Below are 20251 nucleotides of genomic sequence, written 5' to 3'. Positions count from 1 at the left end.
CTGCTGAAACTCAGGCTCCAAGGGTCTGTATCAGGGTGTCGAAAATGCTTTGCGCAACCTGCACCATTTTTGCAGAAGCCTGGTAGGCCTGCTGGTACTGCAGCAGCTTGGACGCTTCTTCATCCAGGTTGACACCCGACACGGCGGTGCGGTTTTGCTCGGCAGTAGTTGCAATGCTGCTGGAGACCTGGGACGCGTAGCTGGCGCTCTGGGCCCGCACGCCAATCTGCGAAATCAGGCCGGCGTAACCGTCACTCATGGCGGCCCCGTCAAATGTGGGCACGTCACGCAGGTTCATGATGTTGGTGGCGTTGCCACCATTCAACTTGAGATCCAGGTGGAGGCTTGGGTCGGAAATGCTGCGAACGTCAAAGGTGTCCCCCGACTTGGGTGAGCCCTGCAGTGTCAGCGTCCACGAGTTCGGCGTATCGCCGCTCTGGATGGCTTGTCCCGATGTGTAGGTGAAGGTGCCGGCAACGTCGCTGCGCGTGTAGCTGTTGGACGATGTGAAAGTGATCGTGACAGGTACATTGGTCGGCGGGTTGACCCCTGCTGTGAGACTGCTCAACTGCAGGCTGCCAGTGTTGTTGGTCCCCATCTTTCCGACCACGGGACTTGCCACGGCCAGTGCAGCAGGGTTGGAGAACTCCCTGGAAATGGAGTTGGCCGCCGAGCTGAACGGCTTGAGGTAGAAGCGGTCGCCGGCTACTGCATTGCCGCCTGCGTTGCTGATAGTGAGACCGTCTACGACTACCGGAGGGCTGGCCAGATCAAAGTTCTGGGTCGTGCCATCGGAGGTCCGCTTGATCGTTCCCGCCGTACCACTCGTAAACGTGATTTCGTAGTCCGAGGCAACAAACTTGGTGCTGTCGCTGATTGCCAGATGCAGGTCTGCCGTGCCGGCGTTGACCGTCGCCGGTGCCACCGGTTGCAGCACGTTGTCCACACTCACCGGCGTGAAGAGGTTGGCACCCGGGTTGCCGTTCAGGTCCAGGCCCAACTGATGCTGCGTGTTCATCGCCGTGGTGACGGATGTCGTCAATCTTCCCAGCAGGTTGCGGCCTTCCACCAGGTCGCTGTTCTGAAAGCGCAGCAGGCCCGATACCTGGCCTCCGCCCAGCGTGTTTTCGTCCATGGATACGCTGATACCACCACGGGTGATGGCGATCTTGGACTGCTGTGCGTTGCTGAAGTCATCCTTGACCAGGGACATGGTGGCTGCCTGGTTGCCCAGCACCAGGGACTGGCTGCCGCCAATGAAAATGCCGATGGAGCCATCGCTGGCCGGCAGCGAAGTGGTTTGCACATACTGGTTCAGATTACGTACCAGCTGGTCGCGCTGGTCCAGCAAGTCGTTGGGCGGCTGGCCGCTGGACTGGGCCAGTGCAATCTTGCCGTTGACGTCCGCGATCTGCTTGGCAATGGAATTGACGGAGTTGATCTTTTCGTTCAGCGATTGGGTGATGCCGGTTTGCAGGTCATCCAGGCTCTGTGACGCCTCACGCAGTCGGCGCGAGGTTTCGTCCACCTGGGTCAGTGCCACCGTGCGGGCCGTAATGTCGGTAGGGGTCGAAGCCACGTCCGAAAACGAGTTCAACATGTCGTTGATGGACTGGCCGATGCCGTTGGTTCCGCCTTGAAAGATCGAGCTCAGCTGTTTCAGGTAATCCGTGCGCACTGCATCGGAGGCCTGGGTGGCGCTGGCCAGGGTGGACTGGCGGTCCAGGAACTGGTCGTAGTTGCGCGTGATCGTCTGGACGGTCACGCCTTTGCCGACGTAGCCATTGCCGGTGTATTGGCCTTGTACCGTTGCCAGGGAGACGTTCTGCCGCGAGTAGCCCTGGGTGTTGACGTTGGCAATGTTGTTGCCAATGGTCTGCAGCGCGACCAGGTTGGCCTGCAGGGCCTGCGAACCGATGTTGAGAATGCCCATGTGCTAACCCTCTAGACTTGCACCCGCCGCAGCTGCAGCGTGGTGTTGATGGCCCGGCTCAGCTTGGCCGCGTATTGGGGGTCGGTGGCGTAACCGGCCTTTTGCAGTCCGCTGGCAAAGGCCTGTGGCGAAGCGGTGGCCAGCTTGACCTTGGCATAGCGGGGACTGTCGCCAATCAGCTTGGCATAGTCCTTGAAGGATTCTTCATAGGAGTTGTAGGAACGGAACTTGGCCACCTGCTTTTGCGCCACACCGTTGACATATTCGGTGGTGGTGACTTCGGCCACCTTGCCCTTCCAGTCGGCACCGGCCTTGATGCCAAACAGGTTGAACGACGGACTGCCGCCTTTGTTCCTGATTTCGTGCTGGCCCCAGGCTGTTTCGTGCCCGGCCTGACCGATCATGTAGCTGGCCGGTATGCCAGTCTCCTGCTCGACCTTGGCGGCCACGTCCGAAAGCTTGTTCACAAAGTTCACCTGGCCCGCCGTGGGTGACTTGCTCACCTTGGCTGCCGGGGTTGCATTGCTGGCGGGGGCGGATATGGCCGGAGTGGTGGTGGCGGGCTTGCTGGTGCCTTCGGGAAAGGCCCCCATCTGGCGTGTGAGCTGGGCGGCGATCAGGTCGGCCAATCCACCGGGCTGGCCCGACATCTGCACCGAGAACTGCTGGTCCAGCAAGTCGGTTCCCAGGTCGCTGCCAGCGTTGTCCAGCATGCCCGACTTCATGGCTGCATTGGCGTCGCGCATGCTCTTGAGCAGCTCCTTCATGAACAGCGACTCAAACTGCTTGGCCGTTTCCTTGATGGATTCGGGTGTGCTCTTGCCGGCTTCCATCTTCAAATTGCCCAGCGACTGCGCATCGGCAGCCAGGCTCTGGCTGAATGCAGAAGTGCCGTTGATGGAACCGTAGCTCATGTCAGATGACCTCCAGTTCCGCGTTCAGGGCGCCAGCCGACTTGATGGCCTGCAATATGGCCAGCAGGTCCTGTGGCGTGGCTCCCAGCGAGTTGAGTGCCTTGACCACGTCCGCCAGTTGCGCGGCCGCAGGCAGCTGGATCAGTTTGCCGGGTTCGGACTTGATGTCGATATTGGCCTTTTCGGTGGTTACCGTTTGGCCACCGGAAAAAGCACCGGGCTGGCTCACGGAAGGAGTGGAGGAGATGCTGATGGACAGGTTGCCGTGCGCGATGGCGCAGGCACCCAGTGTGACGGCCTGGTTGAGCACGATGGAGCCGGTGCGTGCATTGATGATTACCTTGGCGGACTGGACGGAAGACTCGACCGGCAACTCTTCCATCTCGGCAATGAAGCTGACGCGGTCATTCGGACCGGGGGGAACCTGCACCTGCACCGTGCGTCCGTCCAGCGCGGCAGCGATGCCTGCGCCAAAGTGCTGGTTCACTGCAGCTGCCACCTTGCGCGCGGTTTGAAAGTCGGATGCGTTCAGGCTCAGGCTGATGCTGTTGCCCTCCAGCAGAGGGGTGGGCACGGCACGTTCCACCTGGGCGCCGTCCGGAATGCGGCCCACGCCCAGATGATTGACCGTGACCTTGCTGCCGCCGGACGAAGCACCGGCGCCGGCCACGATGATGTTGCCCTGGGCCATGGCATAGACCTCACCATCGGCGCCTTTGAGCGGCGTGGCGATCAGTGTGCCGCCCTTGACCGACTTGGCGTTGCCAATAGACGAGACGCTGACATCCATGCTTTGGCCAGGGCGTGCAAAGGCGGGGAGCTGGGCCGTGACCAACACGGCGGCCACGTTCTTCATTTGCAACTGGGTCAGCTGTGCGGCGGGCAAGGTCAAACCGAGTTGCCGCAGGTAATTGGCCAGTCCCTGGGTGGTGTAGGGCATCTGGGTGGTCTGGTCACCGGTTCCATCCAGGCCCACGACCAGTCCGAATCCGGTCAACTGGTTGCTGCGAACGCCCTCAATGGAGGCGATTTCCTTGACGCGCGCAGCCTGTGCCCAGGGAGTGAAAAAAAGGCCGCATAGGGCCAGCCCGAGCGCCACCCACAGCCTGAGCAGCTGCTGCTGGCCGGTGCCTGAAAGGGTGTGCGTCTGGGTTTTCATGTGCTGAGTCGGTAGGTGGGGGGATCCGACTGGACCCTATACCCCTCGGCACAATTCTGGAGTTCTTTAGAACGGATTAAAGCTCAAAAAGAACCGGGATAACCAGCCAACTGTTTGGGCTTCACCCTGGGCGCCGCGTCCCTTGGACTCCACGCGCACGTTGGCGACCTGGGTGGAGCTGATGATGTTGTTGGGCTGCAGCAGGCGCGGGTCCACCGTGCCGGTGAAGCGCATCACGTCCACATTCTGGTTCACGCCAATCTGCTTTTCGCCGGAGACCACCAGATTGCCGTTGGGCAGCACCTCGACCACCGTGGCGGTGATCGATCCGGTGAAGGTGTTGGCCGCCGTGGTTCCGCCCTTGCCGGAGAAGTCGTTGTTGGTCTTGGCGCCCATGTTCAGGTTCATCAGGTCGGCCCCCAGCAGACCGGGCAAGGGGGCCGCGCTGATGGTGGTGTCGGCCGATGTGTTGCGGTTGACGGTGGACGCGGTGACCTGGCTGGCGGCCAGGCTTTCCACAATCTGGATGGTGACCAGATCGCCGAGCAGGCGGGCCCGGCTGTCCTCGAACGCGGGGCGATAGTTGGTCTGCTGGAACAGGCTGCCATTGGGCTTGCGCACCATGGCGTCGGCGCTGGCGCCTGCCGGTGTCACCTTGGGTTCGGCGAAGTCCACCACGACTTTTTGCGGCAGCGGCGCGCAGGCGGCGCACAGCAGGACCGTGGCCGCAACAGCGCTGCGGCGCGCAAGGGTAGAGGTGGAAGAGGACATGGCGAGCACCTATGGAGTTACAGCTGGCCGAGCTTTTGCAGCATCTGGTCGGAAGTCTGGATGGCCTTGGAGTTCATCTCGTAGGCACGCTGGGTCTGGATCATGCTGACCAGTTCCTGCACCACGTTCACGTTCGATGTTTCCACAAAGCCCTGCATGATGTTGCCCAGGCCGTTGGAGCCAGCGGTGCCCGCATTGGGCTGGCCGGAGGCGGCGCTTTCGGCATAGGTGTTCTGGCCCTTGGGCTCCAGGCCGGCCGGATTCACAAAGTTGGCCAGCGTGATGGTTCCAATGGTCTGCGGCGTGGTCGTGCCGGGAATGCTGGCCGTGACCGTACCGTTGGCGGCCACTGCCACATTGGTCGCATTGGAGGGCACGGTGATGCCGCCTTGCACCAGCAAACCGTTGGCTGTGACCATGCGGCCCTGGTTGTCCAGCTGGAAGGAGCCGTCTCGGGTGTAGCCGGTGGTGCCATCCGGCATGGTCACCTGGAAGAAGCCGTTTCCCTGAATGGCCACATCCAGGTTGTTGTTGGTCTGCTGCATGCTGCCCTGGGTGAAATTGCGGCTGGTCGCCACCGTGCGCACACCCAGGCCGACCTGCAGGCCGGTAGGCAAGGTGCTTTGCTCGGCGGTGGTGGCGCCGACTTGACGCAGGTTCTGGTACATCAGGTCTTCGAAGACGGCGTGTGCTTTCTTGAAGCCGTTGGTGGACACATTGGCCAGGTTGTTGGAAATCACGTCCAGCTGCATTTGCTGGGCTTCCATTCCGGTCTTGGAGATCCAGAGCGAGTTGATCATGGTGGTTCCTTAGGTGCTGGATCAGCCTTGCAAGCCCAACAGTTGGGCAGCAGAGCGGTCATTGGCTTCGGCGCTGCTGAGCAGCTTGGTTTGCGCTTCGAACTGGCGTGCGGTCTGGATCATGCCGACCATGGTCTCGATCGCATTCACGTTGGAGCCCTCAAGCACGCCCACATGCAGCCGGGCGGTTTCGTCGTTGTCCAGCGGGTTGCCCGAGTAGGTGCGAAACAGCCCGTCATCACCGCGCTTGAGTGGGTCTTCCTCGTTGGGTGTGACCTGTTTGAGCTTGCCCACCACGGTGATGGGCTGGTTGATGGCCTTGGCACTCACGGTGCCGTCGTAGCTGATGGTGACTTCGGAGTCCTGTGGCACGGTGATGGGAGCCCCACCGCTGGAGAGCACAGGTAAGCCGTTGGACGTCTTGAGCGTGCCGTCTGCAGCCACTTCAAAGCTGCCGTTGCGGGTGTATGCCTCGTTGCCGTCCAGAGCCTGCACTGCAAACCAGCTTTTGTCGGTGGTCATGGCATCCAGTGCGCGCCCGGTCTGCTGGGCAAAGCCGGGCTTGTCCAGAAAACCGGCGGTGGACTCCACCGCAAACACGCGGGTGCTGGCACCTTCGCCATTGAGCGGAACGGCGCGGTAGGTTTCCAGTTGGGCACGAAAGCCGTTGGTGGATACATTGGCCAGGTTGCTCGCCAGAATCGCCTGCCGGTTCGCGGCAGCGCTGGCCCCGGTCATGGAGGTGTATATCAGGCGGTCCATGGCGTGCTAGTTCCGGTTAGCGCAGGTTGACCAGGGTCGACATGATCTGGTCCTGTGTCTTGATGGTCTGGGCGTTGGCCTGGTAGGCGCGCTGGGCGGTCATCATGTTGACCAGCTCGGCGGTCAGGTCCACGTTGGATTCTTCCAGTGCACCCGAGCGCAGCTCGCCGTAGTTACCGATGGTGGGTTTGCCCAGCTGGGCCTGGCCGGACTTGAAGGTTTCGGTGTACTCGCCGCCACCCGTGGGCGTCAGGCCCTGCGTGTTGCGGAAGTTGGCCAGGGCCACCATGCCACCGTTCTTCATGGTCTGGCCATTGGAATAGGTGGTGGTGATCACGCCCTTGCTGTCGATGCTCAGGCCGGTGAAGTTGCCCGCGGTATAGCCGTCCTGCGTCAGGTTGGAGACCGCGAAATCGGTCCCGTACTGGGTGGCCTTGGTCAGGTCCAGTTGCACATTGAAGTTGCCAATGCCGTTGTAGGGCGAGTTCAGCGTAATGGACGTGGCGGCGGTGGGTGATATCAGGGTGCCGGTGGTGCTGAAGACCAGCGTGGCATTCGCGGTGCTGTAGTCAGCACTGGTAATGGCTGTTTGTGCGGCAGTGAGGTCGGTATATCCACTCCAGGTGTTGTTGGCGCTTTTGACAAAGTAGAGGCTCAGGGGAACCTGGTTGCCCTGCGTGTCGTAGGCCACAACCGATGTACCGTACTGGCCGGGCGCCGTGGTGGCAGAGGCAATGGGCGCACGCGCGTCGAGGTTCATTTCCGCGGTAATCGTACCGGTCACCTTGGCGGGAATGGATGCGCCCGTGGGAAGGGCGAGCTTTTGCGGGGTCGTGCTCGTGGCGGCGCCGGTCGTGTCGGTGGGGTAACCCATGAGGTTGGCGCCCGTGTTGGTGACGATGTTGCCGTCCTTGTCCAGCTTGAACTGTCCGTTGCGGGAGTAGGCGGTGGTGCCATCGGGCTTGGTGAGCTGGAAGAAGCCGCTGCCATTGATGGCGATGTCCAACGAGTTGCCGGTGATGCTCACATTGCCCTGGGTGAATTGCTGTGATATCGCCCCCACCGCAGTACCAATTCCGGGCGACACATTGGCGCCACCAGCGCCAATGGTGGAAGCCACCAGATCGGCAAACTCGGCACGCGATGACTTCATTCCAATCGTGTTGGCATTGGCGATGTTGTTGCCGATGACGTCCAGGCTTTGGCTGGAGGCGTTCAGTCCGGAGAGACCTGTTTGAAAGCTCATGGTGCGATCCTCGTGGTGGATTTAGAGAATGGATACGATGGTGTCGTACTTGATGCTGGTGCCGCTCTTGAGGTTGAGCGTCATGGCACCAGTGGAATCGGTTCCGACCGAAGCAATGGTGTCGCGCACCAGCGGTGTCCCTGTCACGGCGGTGGTGCCCTGCTTGGCGATGATCTTGAAGCTGGGGTTGTCGGTACCCTTGTACTTGGACGCATCCCACTGGAAGTTGTGGTTGCCGGCCTTCATGGCGCCCAGGTTGATCTGGTCGATCACCGAGCCACTGGAAGAGAGCACCTGCACCTGCACACTGGAGGCGTCGGCATCCAGGCTGAGTGCCGCAGTGCCCACGCCGCTGTTGACGCTAATGGTGGAGCCGTCGGCCACCACCTGGTGACCGATCATGGCCGCTCCCTGCATGACCTGCATGGAGGTGTATTGCGAGGCCATCGACTTGATGGTGTCGTTGAGCTGCTGGATGCCCGAGACGGTGTTGATCTGCGCGATCTGCGTCGTCATCTGGGCGTTGTCCATGGGGTTCATGGGGTCCTGGTTGTTGAGCTGCGCCACCAGCAGCTTCAGGAAACGGTCCTGCTGATCTTGCGCCGAGGTGGAGTTCAACGACGAGGCTGTGTTGCTGGTTGAGGAGGTGGAGGAGCTGACTGAGGCGACCATGGAAGGATTCCTTTACGTCTTATTGACCCATTTGCAGGGTTTTGAGCAGCAAGGTCTTGGCGGTGTTCATCACCTCGACGTTGTTCTGGTAGGAACGCGAAGCAGAGATCATGTTGACCATCTCTTCCACCGGGTTCACGTTGGACTGGGTCACATAGCCATCTGCATCGGCAGAGGGGTGTGACGGGTTGTGCACGCGTTTGAGCGGCTCCTGGCTCTCCTGGATGCCGCTGACCTTGACGCCGGCGGAAGCCTGCGAGTCCATGGGCACGGTTTCGAAGATGACCTGGCGCGCCTTGTAGCCTTTTCCATCGGGTCCGGCCACGGCATCGGCATTGGCCAAATTGCTGGCCACCACGTTGAGGCGCTGCGCCTGTGAACTGATGGCGCTGCCCGAGACGTTGAAAATGGAAAACATGGACATGGTGCTGCTCCTTGTGGGTGGTCAGAGAGCTACTGGCCCTGAATGGCGCTCAAGATTGTCTTGGACGAGCCGTTAATGAAGCGTAGGGTTGCTTCATAGCGGACCGAGTTGTCGACGAAGTTGGCGCGCTCCTGGTCCAGGTCCACGCTGTTGCCGTCCATGGAGGGTTGGCTCTGAACCGTATAGGCCAGGGAATTGGTGCCGTCACCCAGGCTGCCCAGTGTGCTTTGCAGCGGAATGTGGGCGCTGTGGGAAGTGCCGTCACTGCTGGCGGCGGTTTCATTGCTGCGGGACAGTTGCAGCCGGCCACCGGCCTGGGTTTCGCCCAGGGCGGCATTCATGGCCTCTTTGAAATTGATGTCGCGCCCGACGTAGCCGGGCGTGTCGGCGTTGGCAATGTTGCTGGCAATGACGCGCTGACGCTCTGCCCGAAGCACCAGTGCTTTGGCCTGAAAGTCCAGTCCGTTGGTCAAATTGGCAAACATTGCTTACCTCGCATAAGGGGACACGCACTCCAGGAAGGGCCTGGGGCTGGTGTCGTGAGGCAATTATGGGAAAAACTTTAATTTTTTAGCCGTGGAATAGGGCGGCTTTTGGCCCGCAATTGCGTTCTTTGCGGCGCGGGTCTGCTGCCTATAGTTGCCGTCAAGCGTGCCCATGGTGGGCACAGGAGCAGGGTATGCGCACACTGATACAGATACGGCCACAGCACATGCGCTGGTTGCTGCTTCGCGGGCTGCTGGTAGCGGCTGCTGTATTGCTGCTGGGCAAGATCGCGCACGCTCAAAGCCAGGAGCCCGACTATGCCGCAATGGCACTGAAATGGGCGCGCAGCAACGTCAATGCCTCGCTGCCGGAATCTGCAACGCCGCTGCGCGTGGATATGACGGTCGGCGCGCTGGACAGCCGCTTGCGTCTGGCGCCGTGCGGCAATGTGGAGGCCTATCTGCCACCGGGCTCGCGTCTGTGGGGGCATACCCGGGTTGGCGTGCGTTGCGTGGACGGCGTCTCGCGCTGGAATGTGAGCGTTCCGCTGACCGTCAAGGTATTTGGCAATGCCTGGGTGGTGCGGGGCCAGGTGATGGCTGGTGCCGCGCTGGCGCAAAGCGATCTGGTACAGACTGAAGTGGACTGGGCCGAAGACAGCAGCCCGGTGCTGATCGATGCGGCCCTTTGGCTAGGGCAGACCGCCACCCGCCAATTGATGACCGGACAGGTGCTGCGCCAGGGCATGGTGCGGCCGACCCAGGTGTTCCAGGCCGGCACACAGGTCCGGGTCGTGGCCGAAGGGGCGGGTTTCCAGATTTCCAGTGACGCGCAGGCGCTCTCGGCCGGTGTGGTCGGTCAAACCGCCCGGGTGCGCATGGACAACGGACGGGTCACCAGTGGCACGGTACTGGATGCACGCACAGTAAAAATTGAGCTCTAAATGAAAAACCGGCTGCAATTAGTCCTAAAGTCCGTTAGATTCGAGCCGATAACCTTCGTACGAGGCTACGCGCATCGTAGTTTTGGAGCACACCATGAGAGTTACTGGCCAACCCCTATCCGACGTTTCCGGGCAAAAGCCCCAGCAGACCAATGCGCCCAAGGCAGACCAGAATGCGGCTCAAACTGCAACCAAGTCAGCCTCCAACGCCGGCGTGGCCGTGGTGATCGGTGGAGCCGCACGCTCCCTGAGCAAGGACTCGGTCAATCAACATTCGGAAATCGACAATGCCAAAGTGCAGGCCGTAAAGGCGTCCATCAAGGACGGCACCTTTGTAGTCAACCCGGAAGCCATCGCCGACAAGCTGCTTTCCAATTCGCAGGACCTGCTCAATACCACGCTGAAATAAAGCGCGTCCCGGGTTTTCAGGTCTGCGCAACCCTCTCTGTGCAAAGGACCTGAAATGCAAGACCCCGTCAAAGCCCAACTCGACCTGGTGGAACAACAGTTCAACCAGGTCGCTGCGTTTCTGGCAAATGGAGATGCGCTCCAGTTGCAGACCGCCAGCCAGTCGCTCCAGTCCTTGGGTCTGGAACTGGCCAAGTTGCTGCAAACCTCTTCCCAGTACAGTCCGGCGGCCAAGGCCGTGTTGCGTAGACGCGTCCAGTCACTGGCTGCAGGAATGCAGATATTGCGGGACAACCTGTCTCGCCGGGCCGCCTACACCGACCAGGCCTTGGCCGTGGTGGTGCCGGTCGCGGAAAAGTCGACCTATTCGGCCGGCAGTTCCGTCTATGGATCGGTGGCGCGCCAGACCGGCGCATTCAAGGTGCTGGCGGCCTGAACGGGCCGCGCCGTCTGCCGGATCTTCAGTGCGAGCGCATCTTGGCGCGCAGTCTGGCAATCGACTGGCTGTGCAACTGGCAGACGCGCGATTCGGTCACTTCCAGTACAGCGGCAATTTCCTTGAGGTTCATGTCCTGCTCGTAGTACATGCTCATGATGTACTGCTCACGCTGGGGTAGCAGCTTGATGGCGGCCACCAGTGCTTCGCGCAGCTTCTGGTCGCGCAGCATATTGAGCGGGTCGGACTCGGTATCTGCCACATGGCGGTCCAGATAGGTGTCGTCGTCTTCATTGCGCCCGGTCATGTCTTCCAGGTAGACCAGCTGGGTGCCGCGCACTTTGCCCAGCAAAGTCTGGTAATCGGACAGACTCATGCCCAGTTCGGCGGCAATTTCCGACTCCATGGGTGAGCGTCCGACCTTGTGCTCGACCTTGCGGATAGCGATTTCGATGTCCTTCTGGCTCTTGCGGGATCCACGCGACATCCAGTCGTTCTCGCGTAGCTCGTCGAGCATGGCGCCGCGTATGCGCTGGGTCGCAAAGGTCTCGAACTGCACGCCCTGAGCGGCTTCGTAGCGTGTGAGTGCATCCGCCAGGCCGATCATCCCCACCTGGATCAGGTCATCCACCTCCACGCTGGGGGGCAATTTGGCCATCATGTGGTGCGCCAGCCGACGTACCAGTGGCTGGTACTGCTTGATCAGCGCGTTGCGGTCCAGTTGACCTTTGGCCGTGTACATCAATGGCTCCTGCCCAATTCCCTATATCCTGACGAATCAAATCCTGCATTACCCGAGCCCTGGCTCCTGAGCGGTAACGCATTCTCCAACAAACGGGTCGCCAGTCGCCGCATATCCATGTCCAGCAGCGATTCTTTTTGCGTCGGGTCAATGCGCAGCGCCTGGACTTCGTAGTTCAGAAAGTTCCTGGCACATTCGCTCAGCGCCTTGGCAACGCCCAGGTCACCGCGACCATCCGTGTCCTTGTCCATCATATTCAATATTGTGGGCTCGATCCGACCGTTGCGCAAAAGCCGTTTGAGGGCCAGATAGGTGGTCATGAGCGATCCCTTTTCAGAGGACACGCTGAGCAGCGGTCGCGCATCGGTGTGGCCGAGCAGCTTGACCAGCACATCCACGCCCGCATAGAGCACCACGACCCCGTTGGTCTGGAAAGTCTGGGCCAGGCGCAGCAGGCTGTGCGTGGGCCGCATGCCCAGGGCGCACAGGGTTTGCAACCCCAGTGCAGCCGGGAGCACATTCCACTCAGGGGCATCGCTTTCCACGACACCATGGCCAAACTGGAAGTCCAGCAGTTGCTGCAGACCCGGGTTTTGTTCCGTTTCGGCCACTGTGCCGTCCAGCACAGTCACTCCGTAGCCAAGCTGGGTGAGTGCGTTGCCCAGTTGCCAGAGCAGGGGTTGCTCATGGCGCAGGTCTCCATGGCTGACCATGGCCAGCAGCTGCGGAGATTGCGTGGCGCCCAGGCCCATCAGTCCAATCGCCTGATTGAGCGGGACATCATGCATTGAACATGTTCCGGGCTGCAGGGTTCGATGTGGAGTGGCTGAAGATGAAGCCCAGATCCGAGATCTTGGGGTCATACACCGAGTTGCCGGCCGAACGCATGGAAGCGCGCACCAGCTTGTTGGCGTTGGCAGCTTCCCAGTCTTCCGGAACGCGCTGGCCGGTCGTGATGCCACGCAGCACCAATTGGTGGCGGATGGCGGCGTCCAGGGCCGGGCCCAGTTTGACCGCCTCGTCTGTCTTGGAGAGGATGACCTGCTGGTTGGCGGTCGTCTTGAAGTTGGCAACCGTGTCTTCGAGCGTGTCGCCGTGGCCACCCGCATTGAGCACCAGCAGGCGCTTGACGCCCGGGATCTCCAGCAGGTCCATCATTTCGCGCTTGCGCGGATCGCGCGGTGCCAGGCCGGTGGTGTCGATCAGGACCATTTTCTTGTTGGCCAGCAAGCCCAGCAGGTCCTGCAGCGCGGCGCGGTCATGGGCCAGGTGGGCCACGATGCCCAGCATCTTGCCGTAGGCGCGCAGTTGTTCCTGTGCACCGACGCGGTAGGAGTCCAGCGTGATCAGCCCCACGCTGTTGGGACCATGGGTGCGTGCGCACAGGCCGGCCAGCTTGGCCGTGGTGGTGGTCTTGCCGACGCCGGTGGCGCCCACCAGGGCGAATACACCGCCTTCCTGGTGCAAGGGCACACCCTTGGAATCGGTATGCAGATTGCGCTCCAGCACATCCATCACCCATTGCATGGCCTGCATGGCGTCGGCCGCTGCCGGCAGGCGTTCAAGGATGGTGCGCGACAGCGTGGGCGAGTAGCCGGCGCGGATCAGCTTGAGCATCAGGTTAGCCTGGATCGGGTTCTGGCGCGCCTGGCCCAGCCAGTTGAGCGTGTTGAAGCGGTCTTCAATCAGCTCCTTCATGGCATTGAGTTCGCGGCTGATGCTGGGCGACATGGCCTGTCCGGCAAGGCTGTCCGTTTCGGGGCGTACCGGGGGGCTGGCCTTGATCACCACGGGTCGAGGCTCTGCGAAGGCCTGTGGTGCTGCAGACTGCTGCATCGGCTCCATGGTCGGGCGCGGTTCTGGTGCACGCGGTGCGGGTGCTTCGTCGCGCGGAATGCGAATGAGTTTGCTGCTTTCCTCGGTGGCTTCCTGGCGGCGACGCGCCATGCGTTCGCGCACATAGTCCTGGAAGGAGAGGGTGCTCATGGCCAACTGGTTGGCATCGTCTTCCACCAGGGATGCGGTGTCGCGGGAGCTGGATTCAGCCGAGCGACGTTGTGGTTCGCCATTGCCACCCTTGCCAAAGCCGGAGGTGCCTTGGTCCAGGCTGTTCAGGCTGTCTTCGCCGGTGGCCACGACCTCCACGCCGTTTTCAACTGGGCGGTTGGAAAGAATCAGAGTGCCTTCGCCAAATGCCATGCGGGCCTTGGCCAGCGCTTCGCGGGAAGTCGCAGCGGTAAAGCGTTGGATGTTCATGTTGCACCTCTAAGGATGGGGCCAATGCGGATGGTGTGGGTTTCAGGGATTTCGCTGTGGGCAAGCACCTGCAGGCGTGGCGCCACGCGACGCAGCAGGCGCGCAATGGAGCTGCGGATCTGGTCGGGCACCAGCAGGCAGGCGGGTACACCGATCTCTTCCTGCTTCATGGCGGTCTCTGCGGCGGTGCGCGACAGCATGTCGGCCACGCCTGGGTCCAGTGCCGGACCGGCGGAATTGCCCAGGGCCTGCACCAGCAGGCGCTCCAGACCGGGGTCGATGGCAATCACGTTGAGCTCGCGGGTCGGGCCGTAAATCTGCTGGACGATGGCAGGCGACAGTGCCACCCGAACGCGCTTGGCCAGCTCGACCGGATCAGTGGTGCTGGTGGCGTGTTCGGCTATCGACTCGATGATGGTGCGGATATCCCGGATGTGTACGGCCTCGTCCAGCAACAGCTGCAGGACTTTCTGGAAGACAGCGATGGAAACCATTTTGGGGACGACTTCCTCGATCAGTTTGGGGGCCAGCTTGGCGACGTGTTCCACAAGTTGTTGGGTCTCGGTGCGGCTGAGCAATTTGGAGGCTTGGACTTGCATCAAGTGTGACAAATGGGTGGCCATCACAGTCTCTGAATCAACCACCGTAAAACCGGCCATTTGCGCCGCTTCCTTCTGCTTGTCGTCGATCCAGTGTGCAGGCAGTCCAAACGCAGGGTCGGTGGTGGCAGTGCCGATCAGCGGCGTGGTAATGCCGCCCGGGTTGATGGCCAGGAACATGTTGGGGAATGCCTCGCCCTCACCGACGATGACGCCGCGCAAGGTAATGCGGTAGGCGCTGGGTTTGAGTTCCAGGTTGTCACGCACGTGCACCGGCGGCGGCAGGAAGCCAACCTCCTGCGCAAACTTGCGCCGCACACCCTTGATGCGGTTGAGCAGGTCGCCCTGGCGGGTCTTGTCCACCAAGGCGATCAGGCGGTAACCCAGTTCGAGCCCCAGCTGGTCCACCGGCTGCAGGTCATCCCAAGATGCCTCGCCGTCGGACGGAGGCGTGGGCGCCACGACTTCGGTTTCCGTGACCACAGGCCGGTTGGCCAGCACCCATGCACCGTAGAACAGCACTGCCGCAATGGTCAGAAACACGAAGTGCGGCATGCCGGGGATGATGCCCAGCACAAACATGATGGTGGCGGTAATGGCCAGCACCCGCGGCGAGACGAACATCTGGCCAATGATCTGCTTGCCGATGTCGTCTTCCTTGCCCACGCGGGACACCACCATGGCAGCGGCCACCGAAATCAGCAGGCCGGGAATCTGCGCAACCAGCGCATCACCGACAGCCAGCAGGATGTAGGTGTTGGCAGCTTCCGAGGGGCTCAGATCATGCTGCAGCACACCCACGGTGAGACCGCCAAAGATATTGATCAGCAGGATCAGGATGCCGGCCACGGCATCGCCACGCACGAACTTGGAGGCACCGTCCATGGAACCGAAGAAGTCCGCTTCCTCGCCAATCTCCAGGCGGCGGCGTTTGGCTTCCTTCTCGTCAATCAGACCGGCGTTCAGGTCGGCATCCACCGCCATCTGCTTGCCGGGCATGGCATCCAGGGTGAAGCGTGCCGACACTTCGGCAATACGTTCCGAACCCTTGGTCACCACCACGAAGTTGATCACCACCAGGATGGCAAACACGATCAGACCGACGGCGAAGTTGCCACCGATCAGAAAGTGACCGAAGGCTTCAATCACCGCGCCTGCGGCGCCAGCACCGGTGTGGCCTTCGAGCAGCACCACCCGGGTGGAGGCCACGTTCAGCGACAAGCGCATCAGCGTGGTGAGCAGCAGCACACTGGGGAACGCCGCAAAGTCCAACGGACGCACCATGTAGGCGGCAACCATCATCACCATCAGGGCTACGGCGATGTTGATGGTGAAGAACGCATCCAGCAGCAGGGGCGGCAGCGGCAGCACCATCATGGCCAGGATGGCCACTACCAGCAGGGGGGCGGCCGCGCCCTGAATGACGCCGGCGTTATTGCCATACCACTGCTGCAGGTTTTTCAGTTGGGCGTTCATGCGTTAACCGCTTTCAAGGTTTTGGACAGCGGATCGAGCTCCGGCGGGACAAAAGGTTGCGGCACTTCTTCAGGCATGGGGCCCATGCCCTTCATGGCCGCGCGCAGGCGGTAGACGTAGGCCAGGACCTGGGCAACCGCCGTGTACAGCGTGGATGGAATGTCCTGGTCGAGCTCGGCGTGGGCATACAGCGCACGTGCCAGCATGGGGGACTGCAACACGGGAATGGCGTGGTTCTTAGCAATGTCACGGATCTTCAGCGCCAGCAGATCGGTGCCCTTGGAGATGACTTGGGGCGCCACCATGGTCTTGTCGTCGTACTTGATGGCCACGGCAAAGTGGGTGGGGTTCATCACCACGAAATCGGCCTTGGGAACCTTGGTGACGCTGGCACGTTGCGATAGTTCGCGCTGCTTTTGCCGGATCTTCTGTTTGACCTGGGGGTTGCCGTCGCTTTCCTTGCCTTCCTGCTTGACTTCCTGGTGCGACATCTTCATCTCGCCCTTGTGCAGAAAGCTCTGCAGGGGAACGTCGACCATGGCCGCCAGCAGGATCACCAGCAGCATCAGACCCAATCCGCCCATGAGCCACTGCACCAGGTGCATGACGGCCGAGCTGGACGGCTGCAACACCAGGGAGGCCATGGGCACCAGCCCGTTCCTGAGAAAAATGGTGGCGATGGTGAACAGGATGCTGGTGATCAGCACCATCTTGGCCGTGGTGATCAGCTTCTTCTTGCTCACCAGGTTGCCAAAGCCCGACAGGGGGTTGAGGCGGCTGAAGTCCGGCATCAGCGGCGTGAGGCTGGCAACCCAGCCGCCGGACGCAATGGCCGACAGCACCGAAGCCGTCATCACGATGCAGGCGAACAGGGCACAGACGCCCAGGCACAGCATCATGGCTTCATCCAGGCGGGAAAACGCGATTGCAGGGGTCTTGATGGTGAGTGCGTCGAAGGTGAGCTGACGCCCCATCTCCTGGCGAAGCAGGTCGAACAGGCGGGGTGAGAGCGACACAATGGCCAGAGAACCCGCACCCAATACTGCAAGGTGGGACAGATCTTCGGAACGGCTGACCTGGCCGTCTTCCCGCGCTTTCTTAAGCTTGCGTTCCGATGCGGGTAAGTTGCGGTCTTGGCTTCCGGAATCCATGGTGAGAACTTGAGTGGTTCACACCATTGTCGCGAGGGGGTCGCGAAACTAAAGCCTGAAAAGCAGGGTAAAACCTGCTTTGTTTGGGGAGGTTAGAAGCCCAGGCTGGCCAGCAGGTCGTCCACTTGCGACTGGTCGGTTACCACATCCGGGTTGCCCTTGCCATCCACCACCGGACCGTCCAGCGCTGGCACATAAGGTTCGTGAACGGCGGGAGCCTTGACCACGGCGTCAGGCGGAGCCGTCTGGATCAGTAGCTGCACCAGTTGCTCTTCAATGGTGGCGGCCAGATTCACAACCTTGGCAATGACCTGGCCGGTGAGGTCGTGGAAATCCTGCGCCATCATGATTTCAGTCAGGTGCTGGTCCACCTTGCGGCTGGCCTTGTCCACGTCTTCGATGAAGTTCATCACATGGCCCTTGGCCACGGCGGCCACCGGATCCTTGACGATGAGTTGGCCGATGCGGTGCGTCTCGGACGCAATGAAGTCGTGCTGTTCCTTGGCCTGATCGACGTGGTTCAGAACTTTTTCGGCCGCTTCGCCGGTGAGGCGGGCAATGTACGACAGGCGGCTCTTGGCGTCAGGCAGCTCTCCCGCCCAGGTTTGCACCTTGGCGGTCAGACCCAAGCCGTTGAGGGAGTCATGCAGTTGGCGGGTGAGCGCACCCAGTTGCTGGTGGACTTCCGCCGCTGAGGCAAGTGGCGAGCTTGCGGGGTGGGTGTCGTGCTCGGCCATGGTTACTTCAGACCCATTTTGGTCAGGATGTGGTTGACCTTGTCTTCCAGTGTGGCCTTGGTGAAGGGCTTGACAATGTAGCCGGCAGCGCCTTGCTGCGCTGCCATGACGATGTCTTCCTTGCGGGCTTCGGCGGTCACCATCAGCACGGGGAGATGCTTGAGCTTGTCGTCCTTCTTGATTTCGCCTAGCAGCTGAAACCCGTTCATATTGGGCATGTTGATGTCGCTGACCACGAAGTCGAAGCTGCTGTTGCGCAGCTTTTGCAGGGCGATCAGTCCGTCTTCTGCTTCGTCGGCATCGGCATAACCACTTTCTTTGAGCAGGTTGCGCACGATGCGGCGCATGGTGGAGAAGTCATCGACGATTAAAAAACGCAATTCTTTGGACATGACAAGCTCTTTCGCGGGCGAATTTTCTGTTATCTATGAGTATGACCGAAATTCCAGGCCATTACGGCGCCGATTTTGCCGCAGGCGCAGCTGGCGCGGCGTCCTCTGCGCTTTCGGGGGGAGTCAACGGGGTTCCCAGCAGACGCTCTTCTGCTTCCTTGGTCATAACCAGCAAGGTAATGCGCCGGTTGCTGGGGGCGTCAGGGTTTTGAGGGTCCAGTGGCAGGCTCGAACCCATGCCTACTACGCGGGCAAGTTTTTCTTCCGGCATGCCGGCAGCCATGAGTTCGCGGCGCGTGGCGTTTGCGCGGTCGGCGGAGAGCTCCCAGTTGCTATAGCCGCGTGCCGCATTGCCGTAGGACTGGCGGTCCGTATGGCCATCCAGGCTGATCTTGTTTTCCACGTCCATCAGGGCCACGCCAATTTCCCTGAGCAGGTCGCGCATATAGGGTTTGACGGTGGCGCTGCCGCTGTCGAACATGGGGCGCTTCTGGTCATCCACGATCTGGATCTGCAGTCCGTCCGGGGTGATCTGCAGCTTGATCTGGGAACTGAACTCGGCGAGCTTGCGGTTGTTGGAAATGGCCGCAGCAATCTTGGCGCTCAGCACCGAGAGACGGCGCGAGTCGGCCTTGGCCTCCGATTGGCGGAACTGTTCGGTGGCGACGCGACGTGAGCGCTTCTCTTCGCTCTCGGACTTGGCGGTTTGGCCGGCGGTCTGGGTGATGTCGTTGCCGCCGCCGTTGATGACGCTGTTGCTGGAGCCGGCCCCGCTGCCGCCCGCCATGGCAACCTTGACTGGCGACTGGAAGTAATCCGAAATGCCTTTCTTGTCACCGTCGGTGGTGCTGCCCAGTAGCCACATTAGCAGGAAGAAGGCCATCATCGCGGTCACAAAGTCGGCATAGGCAATCTTCCAGGCGCCCCCGTGCGCCACGTGGCCGCCTTTCTTGACCCGCTTGATGATGATCGGCTGTAGTTTCTTGGCGTCCCCTGCCATGGTCAGACTCCCACGGCCTTATTTCTTCTTCACGAAGGCTTCAAGTTCAGAGAACGTCGGGCGCTCGGTGGAATACAGCACCTTGCGTCCGAACTCGATGGCTGTCGACGGGTTGTAGCCCTGCATGCTGGCCAGCAGGGTGGTCTTGATGCACTGCAGTTCCTTGCCGGCTTCTTCGACTTTCTGCTCCAGCAGACCGCCCAGGGGTTCGGCAAACGCGTAGGCCAGCAAAATGCCCAAAAAGGTTCCCACCAGCGCTGAGCCGATCATGCCGCCCAAAACGGCAGGCGGCTGGCCCACCGAGCCCATGGTGTTGACCACACCCAGAACGGCGGCCACGATCCCGAAGGCGGGCAAACCGCCGGCGATGCGCTGGATGGCGGCGACGGCGGCGTGTTCTTCGTGGTGGTGGGTTTCGATTTCGCTGTCCATCAGGGACTCGATTTCGTGGGCGTTGAGGTTGCCCGAGACCATCATGCGCAGGTAATCCGTGATGAATTCCACCACGTGGTGGTCATGCCCCACGGTGGGGTATTTCTTGAAAATCGCCGATTCGTGGGGGTTTTCGACGTCGTTTTCGATGGCCATCAGGCCCTCTTTGCGGGCCTTTTGCAGGATGTCAAACATCAAGGCCATCAAATCCATATAGCGCGCCTTGGTGTACTTGCTGCCCTTGAAGCAGGCACCCAAGCCCTTCATGGTGGCCTTGACCACCTTCATCTGGTTGTTGGCCAGAAAGGCGCCCAAGGTGGCGCCCCCGATGGTGATCAATTCAAAAGGCAGTGCGTGCAGCACCACGCTGATGTTTCCCCCGTGTGCAATGAACACACCAAACACGCAGCCGAGTACGACAAGCCATCCGACGATTACAAACATAGCGGCATTGTGACAGCAGGGCTTTGGGGCCCAATGGTTGAATAGAGTGGCTTTTCAGGGCCTCTACC

At 61.1% G+C, this 20251-nt stretch carries 22 protein-coding genes; 3 read left to right on the top strand and 19 right to left on the bottom strand.

What is annotated here, in order from left to right:
* Positions 1–10: 10 nt before the first annotated feature.
* The 10 genes from flgK to flgB all read right to left on the bottom strand — a co-directional run bounded on the left by flgK (position 11) and on the right by flgB (position 9166).
* The gene (flgK, locus tag AC1RMF_RS07115) at positions 11–1933 is read right to left on the bottom strand and encodes a flagellar hook-associated protein FlgK (protein WP_493140732.1); all 1923 of its coding nucleotides are present in this window, start codon (positions 1931–1933) and stop codon (positions 11–13) included.
* Positions 1934–1944: 11 nt separating this feature from the next.
* Positions 1945–2847 (bottom strand): flagellar assembly peptidoglycan hydrolase FlgJ, encoded by a 903-nt coding sequence (flgJ, locus tag AC1RMF_RS07110; RefSeq protein ID WP_493140730.1) that lies wholly within the window; start codon positions 2845–2847, stop codon positions 1945–1947.
* A gap of 1 nt (position 2848) precedes the next feature.
* Positions 2849–4006: a flagellar basal body P-ring protein FlgI gene (locus AC1RMF_RS07105; protein WP_493140728.1), complete on the bottom strand. Its 1158-nt coding sequence runs from the start codon at positions 4004–4006 to the stop codon at positions 2849–2851.
* Positions 4007–4072: 66 nt separating this feature from the next.
* On the bottom strand, positions 4073–4777 hold the full coding sequence (locus AC1RMF_RS07100) for a flagellar basal body L-ring protein FlgH (protein WP_493140726.1): 705 nt from the start codon (positions 4775–4777) through the stop codon (positions 4073–4075).
* Between the two features lie 17 nt (positions 4778–4794).
* A complete protein-coding gene (gene flgG / locus AC1RMF_RS07095) occupies positions 4795–5577 on the bottom strand; it encodes a flagellar basal-body rod protein FlgG (protein ID WP_342619018.1) in 783 nt (260 codons plus the stop codon).
* A 21-nt stretch (positions 5578–5598) separates the two neighbouring features.
* A complete protein-coding gene (locus AC1RMF_RS07090; RefSeq protein ID WP_342619017.1) occupies positions 5599–6339 on the bottom strand; it encodes a flagellar basal body rod protein FlgF in 741 nt (246 codons plus the stop codon).
* Positions 6340–6355: 16 nt separating this feature from the next.
* Entirely contained in the window at positions 6356–7585 is a 1230-nt protein-coding gene (flgE, locus tag AC1RMF_RS07085) for a flagellar hook protein FlgE (protein WP_342619016.1), read from the bottom strand.
* A 21-nt stretch (positions 7586–7606) separates the two neighbouring features.
* Positions 7607–8257 carry a flagellar hook assembly protein FlgD gene (locus tag AC1RMF_RS07080; RefSeq protein WP_342619015.1) on the bottom strand — a complete coding sequence of 217 codons (651 nt, stop codon included), beginning with the start codon at positions 8255–8257 and terminating at the stop codon, positions 7607–7609.
* Positions 8258–8276: 19 nt separating this feature from the next.
* The gene (flgC, locus tag AC1RMF_RS07075) at positions 8277–8681 is read right to left on the bottom strand and encodes a flagellar basal body rod protein FlgC (RefSeq protein ID WP_342619014.1); all 405 of its coding nucleotides are present in this window, start codon (positions 8679–8681) and stop codon (positions 8277–8279) included.
* Between the two features lie 29 nt (positions 8682–8710).
* Complete coding sequence (flgB, locus tag AC1RMF_RS07070; protein WP_493140722.1) at positions 8711–9166, bottom strand: flagellar basal body rod protein FlgB; 456 nt, start codon at positions 9164–9166, stop codon at positions 8711–8713.
* Between the two features lie 194 nt (positions 9167–9360).
* Between flgB and flgA the strand changes: the two genes are divergently transcribed.
* The 3 genes from flgA to AC1RMF_RS07055 all read left to right on the top strand — a co-directional run bounded on the left by flgA (position 9361) and on the right by AC1RMF_RS07055 (position 10954).
* On the top strand, positions 9361–10110 hold the full coding sequence (flgA, locus tag AC1RMF_RS07065; protein WP_342619012.1) for a flagellar basal body P-ring formation chaperone FlgA: 750 nt from the start codon (positions 9361–9363) through the stop codon (positions 10108–10110).
* 94 nt (positions 10111–10204) lie between these two features.
* Positions 10205–10519 carry a flagellar biosynthesis anti-sigma factor FlgM gene (gene flgM / locus AC1RMF_RS07060; protein WP_342619011.1) on the top strand — a complete coding sequence of 105 codons (315 nt, stop codon included), beginning with the start codon at positions 10205–10207 and terminating at the stop codon, positions 10517–10519.
* Positions 10520–10573: 54 nt separating this feature from the next.
* Positions 10574–10954, top strand: coding sequence for a hypothetical protein (locus tag AC1RMF_RS07055; RefSeq protein WP_342619010.1), 381 nt, complete (start codon positions 10574–10576; stop codon positions 10952–10954).
* Between the two features lie 25 nt (positions 10955–10979).
* Here AC1RMF_RS07055 and AC1RMF_RS07050 read toward each other — a convergent pair whose 3' ends face one another.
* The 9 genes from AC1RMF_RS07050 to motA form a co-directional block, all read right to left on the bottom strand.
* Positions 10980–11696 carry an RNA polymerase sigma factor FliA gene (locus AC1RMF_RS07050; RefSeq protein WP_342619009.1) on the bottom strand — a complete coding sequence of 239 codons (717 nt, stop codon included), beginning with the start codon at positions 11694–11696 and terminating at the stop codon, positions 10980–10982.
* On the bottom strand, positions 11696–12484 hold the full coding sequence (locus AC1RMF_RS07045) for a hypothetical protein (protein ID WP_342619008.1): 789 nt from the start codon (positions 12482–12484) through the stop codon (positions 11696–11698). Before AC1RMF_RS07045 ends, AC1RMF_RS07050 begins: the two co-directional genes overlap by 1 nt.
* Positions 12477–13952 (bottom strand): flagellar biosynthesis GTPase FlhF, encoded by a 1476-nt coding sequence (gene flhF / locus AC1RMF_RS07040; protein WP_493140718.1) that lies wholly within the window; start codon positions 13950–13952, stop codon positions 12477–12479. The genes AC1RMF_RS07045 and flhF overlap by 8 nt, the downstream gene beginning before the upstream one ends.
* Positions 13949–16027, bottom strand: a complete 2079-nt coding sequence (gene flhA / locus AC1RMF_RS07035) for a flagellar biosynthesis protein FlhA (protein ID WP_342619006.1) — start codon at positions 16025–16027, stop codon at positions 13949–13951. Before flhA ends, flhF begins: the two co-directional genes overlap by 4 nt.
* Positions 16024–17178, bottom strand: coding sequence for an EscU/YscU/HrcU family type III secretion system export apparatus switch protein (locus tag AC1RMF_RS07030; protein ID WP_342619005.1), 1155 nt, complete (start codon positions 17176–17178; stop codon positions 16024–16026). The genes flhA and AC1RMF_RS07030 overlap by 4 nt, the downstream gene beginning before the upstream one ends.
* A gap of 92 nt (positions 17179–17270) precedes the next feature.
* Positions 17271–17915, bottom strand: coding sequence for a protein phosphatase CheZ (locus AC1RMF_RS07025; protein ID WP_342619004.1), 645 nt, complete (start codon positions 17913–17915; stop codon positions 17271–17273).
* Positions 17916–17917: 2 nt separating this feature from the next.
* Positions 17918–18307: a chemotaxis response regulator CheY gene (cheY, locus tag AC1RMF_RS07020; RefSeq protein WP_342619003.1), complete on the bottom strand. Its 390-nt coding sequence runs from the start codon at positions 18305–18307 to the stop codon at positions 17918–17920.
* 61 nt (positions 18308–18368) lie between these two features.
* Positions 18369–19307: a flagellar motor protein MotB gene (gene motB, locus AC1RMF_RS07015; RefSeq protein WP_342619002.1), complete on the bottom strand. Its 939-nt coding sequence runs from the start codon at positions 19305–19307 to the stop codon at positions 18369–18371.
* Positions 19308–19325: 18 nt separating this feature from the next.
* Complete coding sequence (motA, locus tag AC1RMF_RS07010) at positions 19326–20183, bottom strand: flagellar motor stator protein MotA (protein ID WP_342619001.1); 858 nt, start codon at positions 20181–20183, stop codon at positions 19326–19328.
* Positions 20184–20251: the final 68 nt, after the last annotated feature.

This window comes from Rhodoferax sp. GW822-FHT04A08 (assembly GCF_058801025.1).
This window is presented reverse-complemented; position numbering and strand designations above follow the sequence as displayed.

Excerpts from the sequence above, each read along its gene's own strand:
- flgK (WP_493140732.1), bottom strand. The coding sequence starts at position 1,933 with ATGGGCATTCTCAACATCGGTTCGCAGGCCCTGCAGGCCAACCTGGTC.
- flgJ (WP_493140730.1), bottom strand. The coding sequence starts at position 2,847 with ATGAGCTACGGTTCCATCAACGGCACTTCTGCATTCAGCCAGAGCCTG.
- AC1RMF_RS07105 (WP_493140728.1), bottom strand. The coding sequence starts at position 4,006 with ATGAAAACCCAGACGCACACCCTTTCAGGCACCGGCCAGCAGCAGCTG.
- AC1RMF_RS07100 (WP_493140726.1), bottom strand. The coding sequence starts at position 4,777 with ATGTCCTCTTCCACCTCTACCCTTGCGCGCCGCAGCGCTGTTGCGGCC.
- flgG (WP_342619018.1), bottom strand. The coding sequence starts at position 5,577 with ATGATCAACTCGCTCTGGATCTCCAAGACCGGAATGGAAGCCCAGCAA.
- AC1RMF_RS07090 (WP_342619017.1), bottom strand. The coding sequence starts at position 6,339 with ATGGACCGCCTGATATACACCTCCATGACCGGGGCCAGCGCTGCCGCG.
- flgE (WP_342619016.1), bottom strand. The coding sequence starts at position 7,585 with ATGAGCTTTCAAACAGGTCTCTCCGGACTGAACGCCTCCAGCCAAAGC.
- AC1RMF_RS07080 (WP_342619015.1), bottom strand. The coding sequence starts at position 8,257 with ATGGTCGCCTCAGTCAGCTCCTCCACCTCCTCAACCAGCAACACAGCC.
- flgC (WP_342619014.1), bottom strand. The coding sequence starts at position 8,681 with ATGTCCATGTTTTCCATTTTCAACGTCTCGGGCAGCGCCATCAGTTCA.
- flgB (WP_493140722.1), bottom strand. The coding sequence starts at position 9,166 with ATGTTTGCCAATTTGACCAACGGACTGGACTTTCAGGCCAAAGCACTG.
- flgA (WP_342619012.1), top strand. The coding sequence starts at position 9,361 with ATGCGCACACTGATACAGATACGGCCACAGCACATGCGCTGGTTGCTG.
- flgM (WP_342619011.1), top strand. The coding sequence starts at position 10,205 with ATGAGAGTTACTGGCCAACCCCTATCCGACGTTTCCGGGCAAAAGCCC.
- AC1RMF_RS07055 (WP_342619010.1), top strand. The coding sequence starts at position 10,574 with ATGCAAGACCCCGTCAAAGCCCAACTCGACCTGGTGGAACAACAGTTC.
- AC1RMF_RS07050 (WP_342619009.1), bottom strand. The coding sequence starts at position 11,696 with ATGTACACGGCCAAAGGTCAACTGGACCGCAACGCGCTGATCAAGCAG.
- AC1RMF_RS07045 (WP_342619008.1), bottom strand. The coding sequence starts at position 12,484 with ATGCATGATGTCCCGCTCAATCAGGCGATTGGACTGATGGGCCTGGGC.
- flhF (WP_493140718.1), bottom strand. The coding sequence starts at position 13,952 with ATGAACATCCAACGCTTTACCGCTGCGACTTCCCGCGAAGCGCTGGCC.
- flhA (WP_342619006.1), bottom strand. The coding sequence starts at position 16,027 with ATGAACGCCCAACTGAAAAACCTGCAGCAGTGGTATGGCAATAACGCC.
- AC1RMF_RS07030 (WP_342619005.1), bottom strand. The coding sequence starts at position 17,178 with ATGGATTCCGGAAGCCAAGACCGCAACTTACCCGCATCGGAACGCAAG.
- AC1RMF_RS07025 (WP_342619004.1), bottom strand. The coding sequence starts at position 17,915 with ATGGCCGAGCACGACACCCACCCCGCAAGCTCGCCACTTGCCTCAGCG.
- cheY (WP_342619003.1), bottom strand. The coding sequence starts at position 18,307 with ATGTCCAAAGAATTGCGTTTTTTAATCGTCGATGACTTCTCCACCATG.
- motB (WP_342619002.1), bottom strand. The coding sequence starts at position 19,307 with ATGGCAGGGGACGCCAAGAAACTACAGCCGATCATCATCAAGCGGGTC.
- motA (WP_342619001.1), bottom strand. The coding sequence starts at position 20,183 with ATGTTTGTAATCGTCGGATGGCTTGTCGTACTCGGCTGCGTGTTTGGT.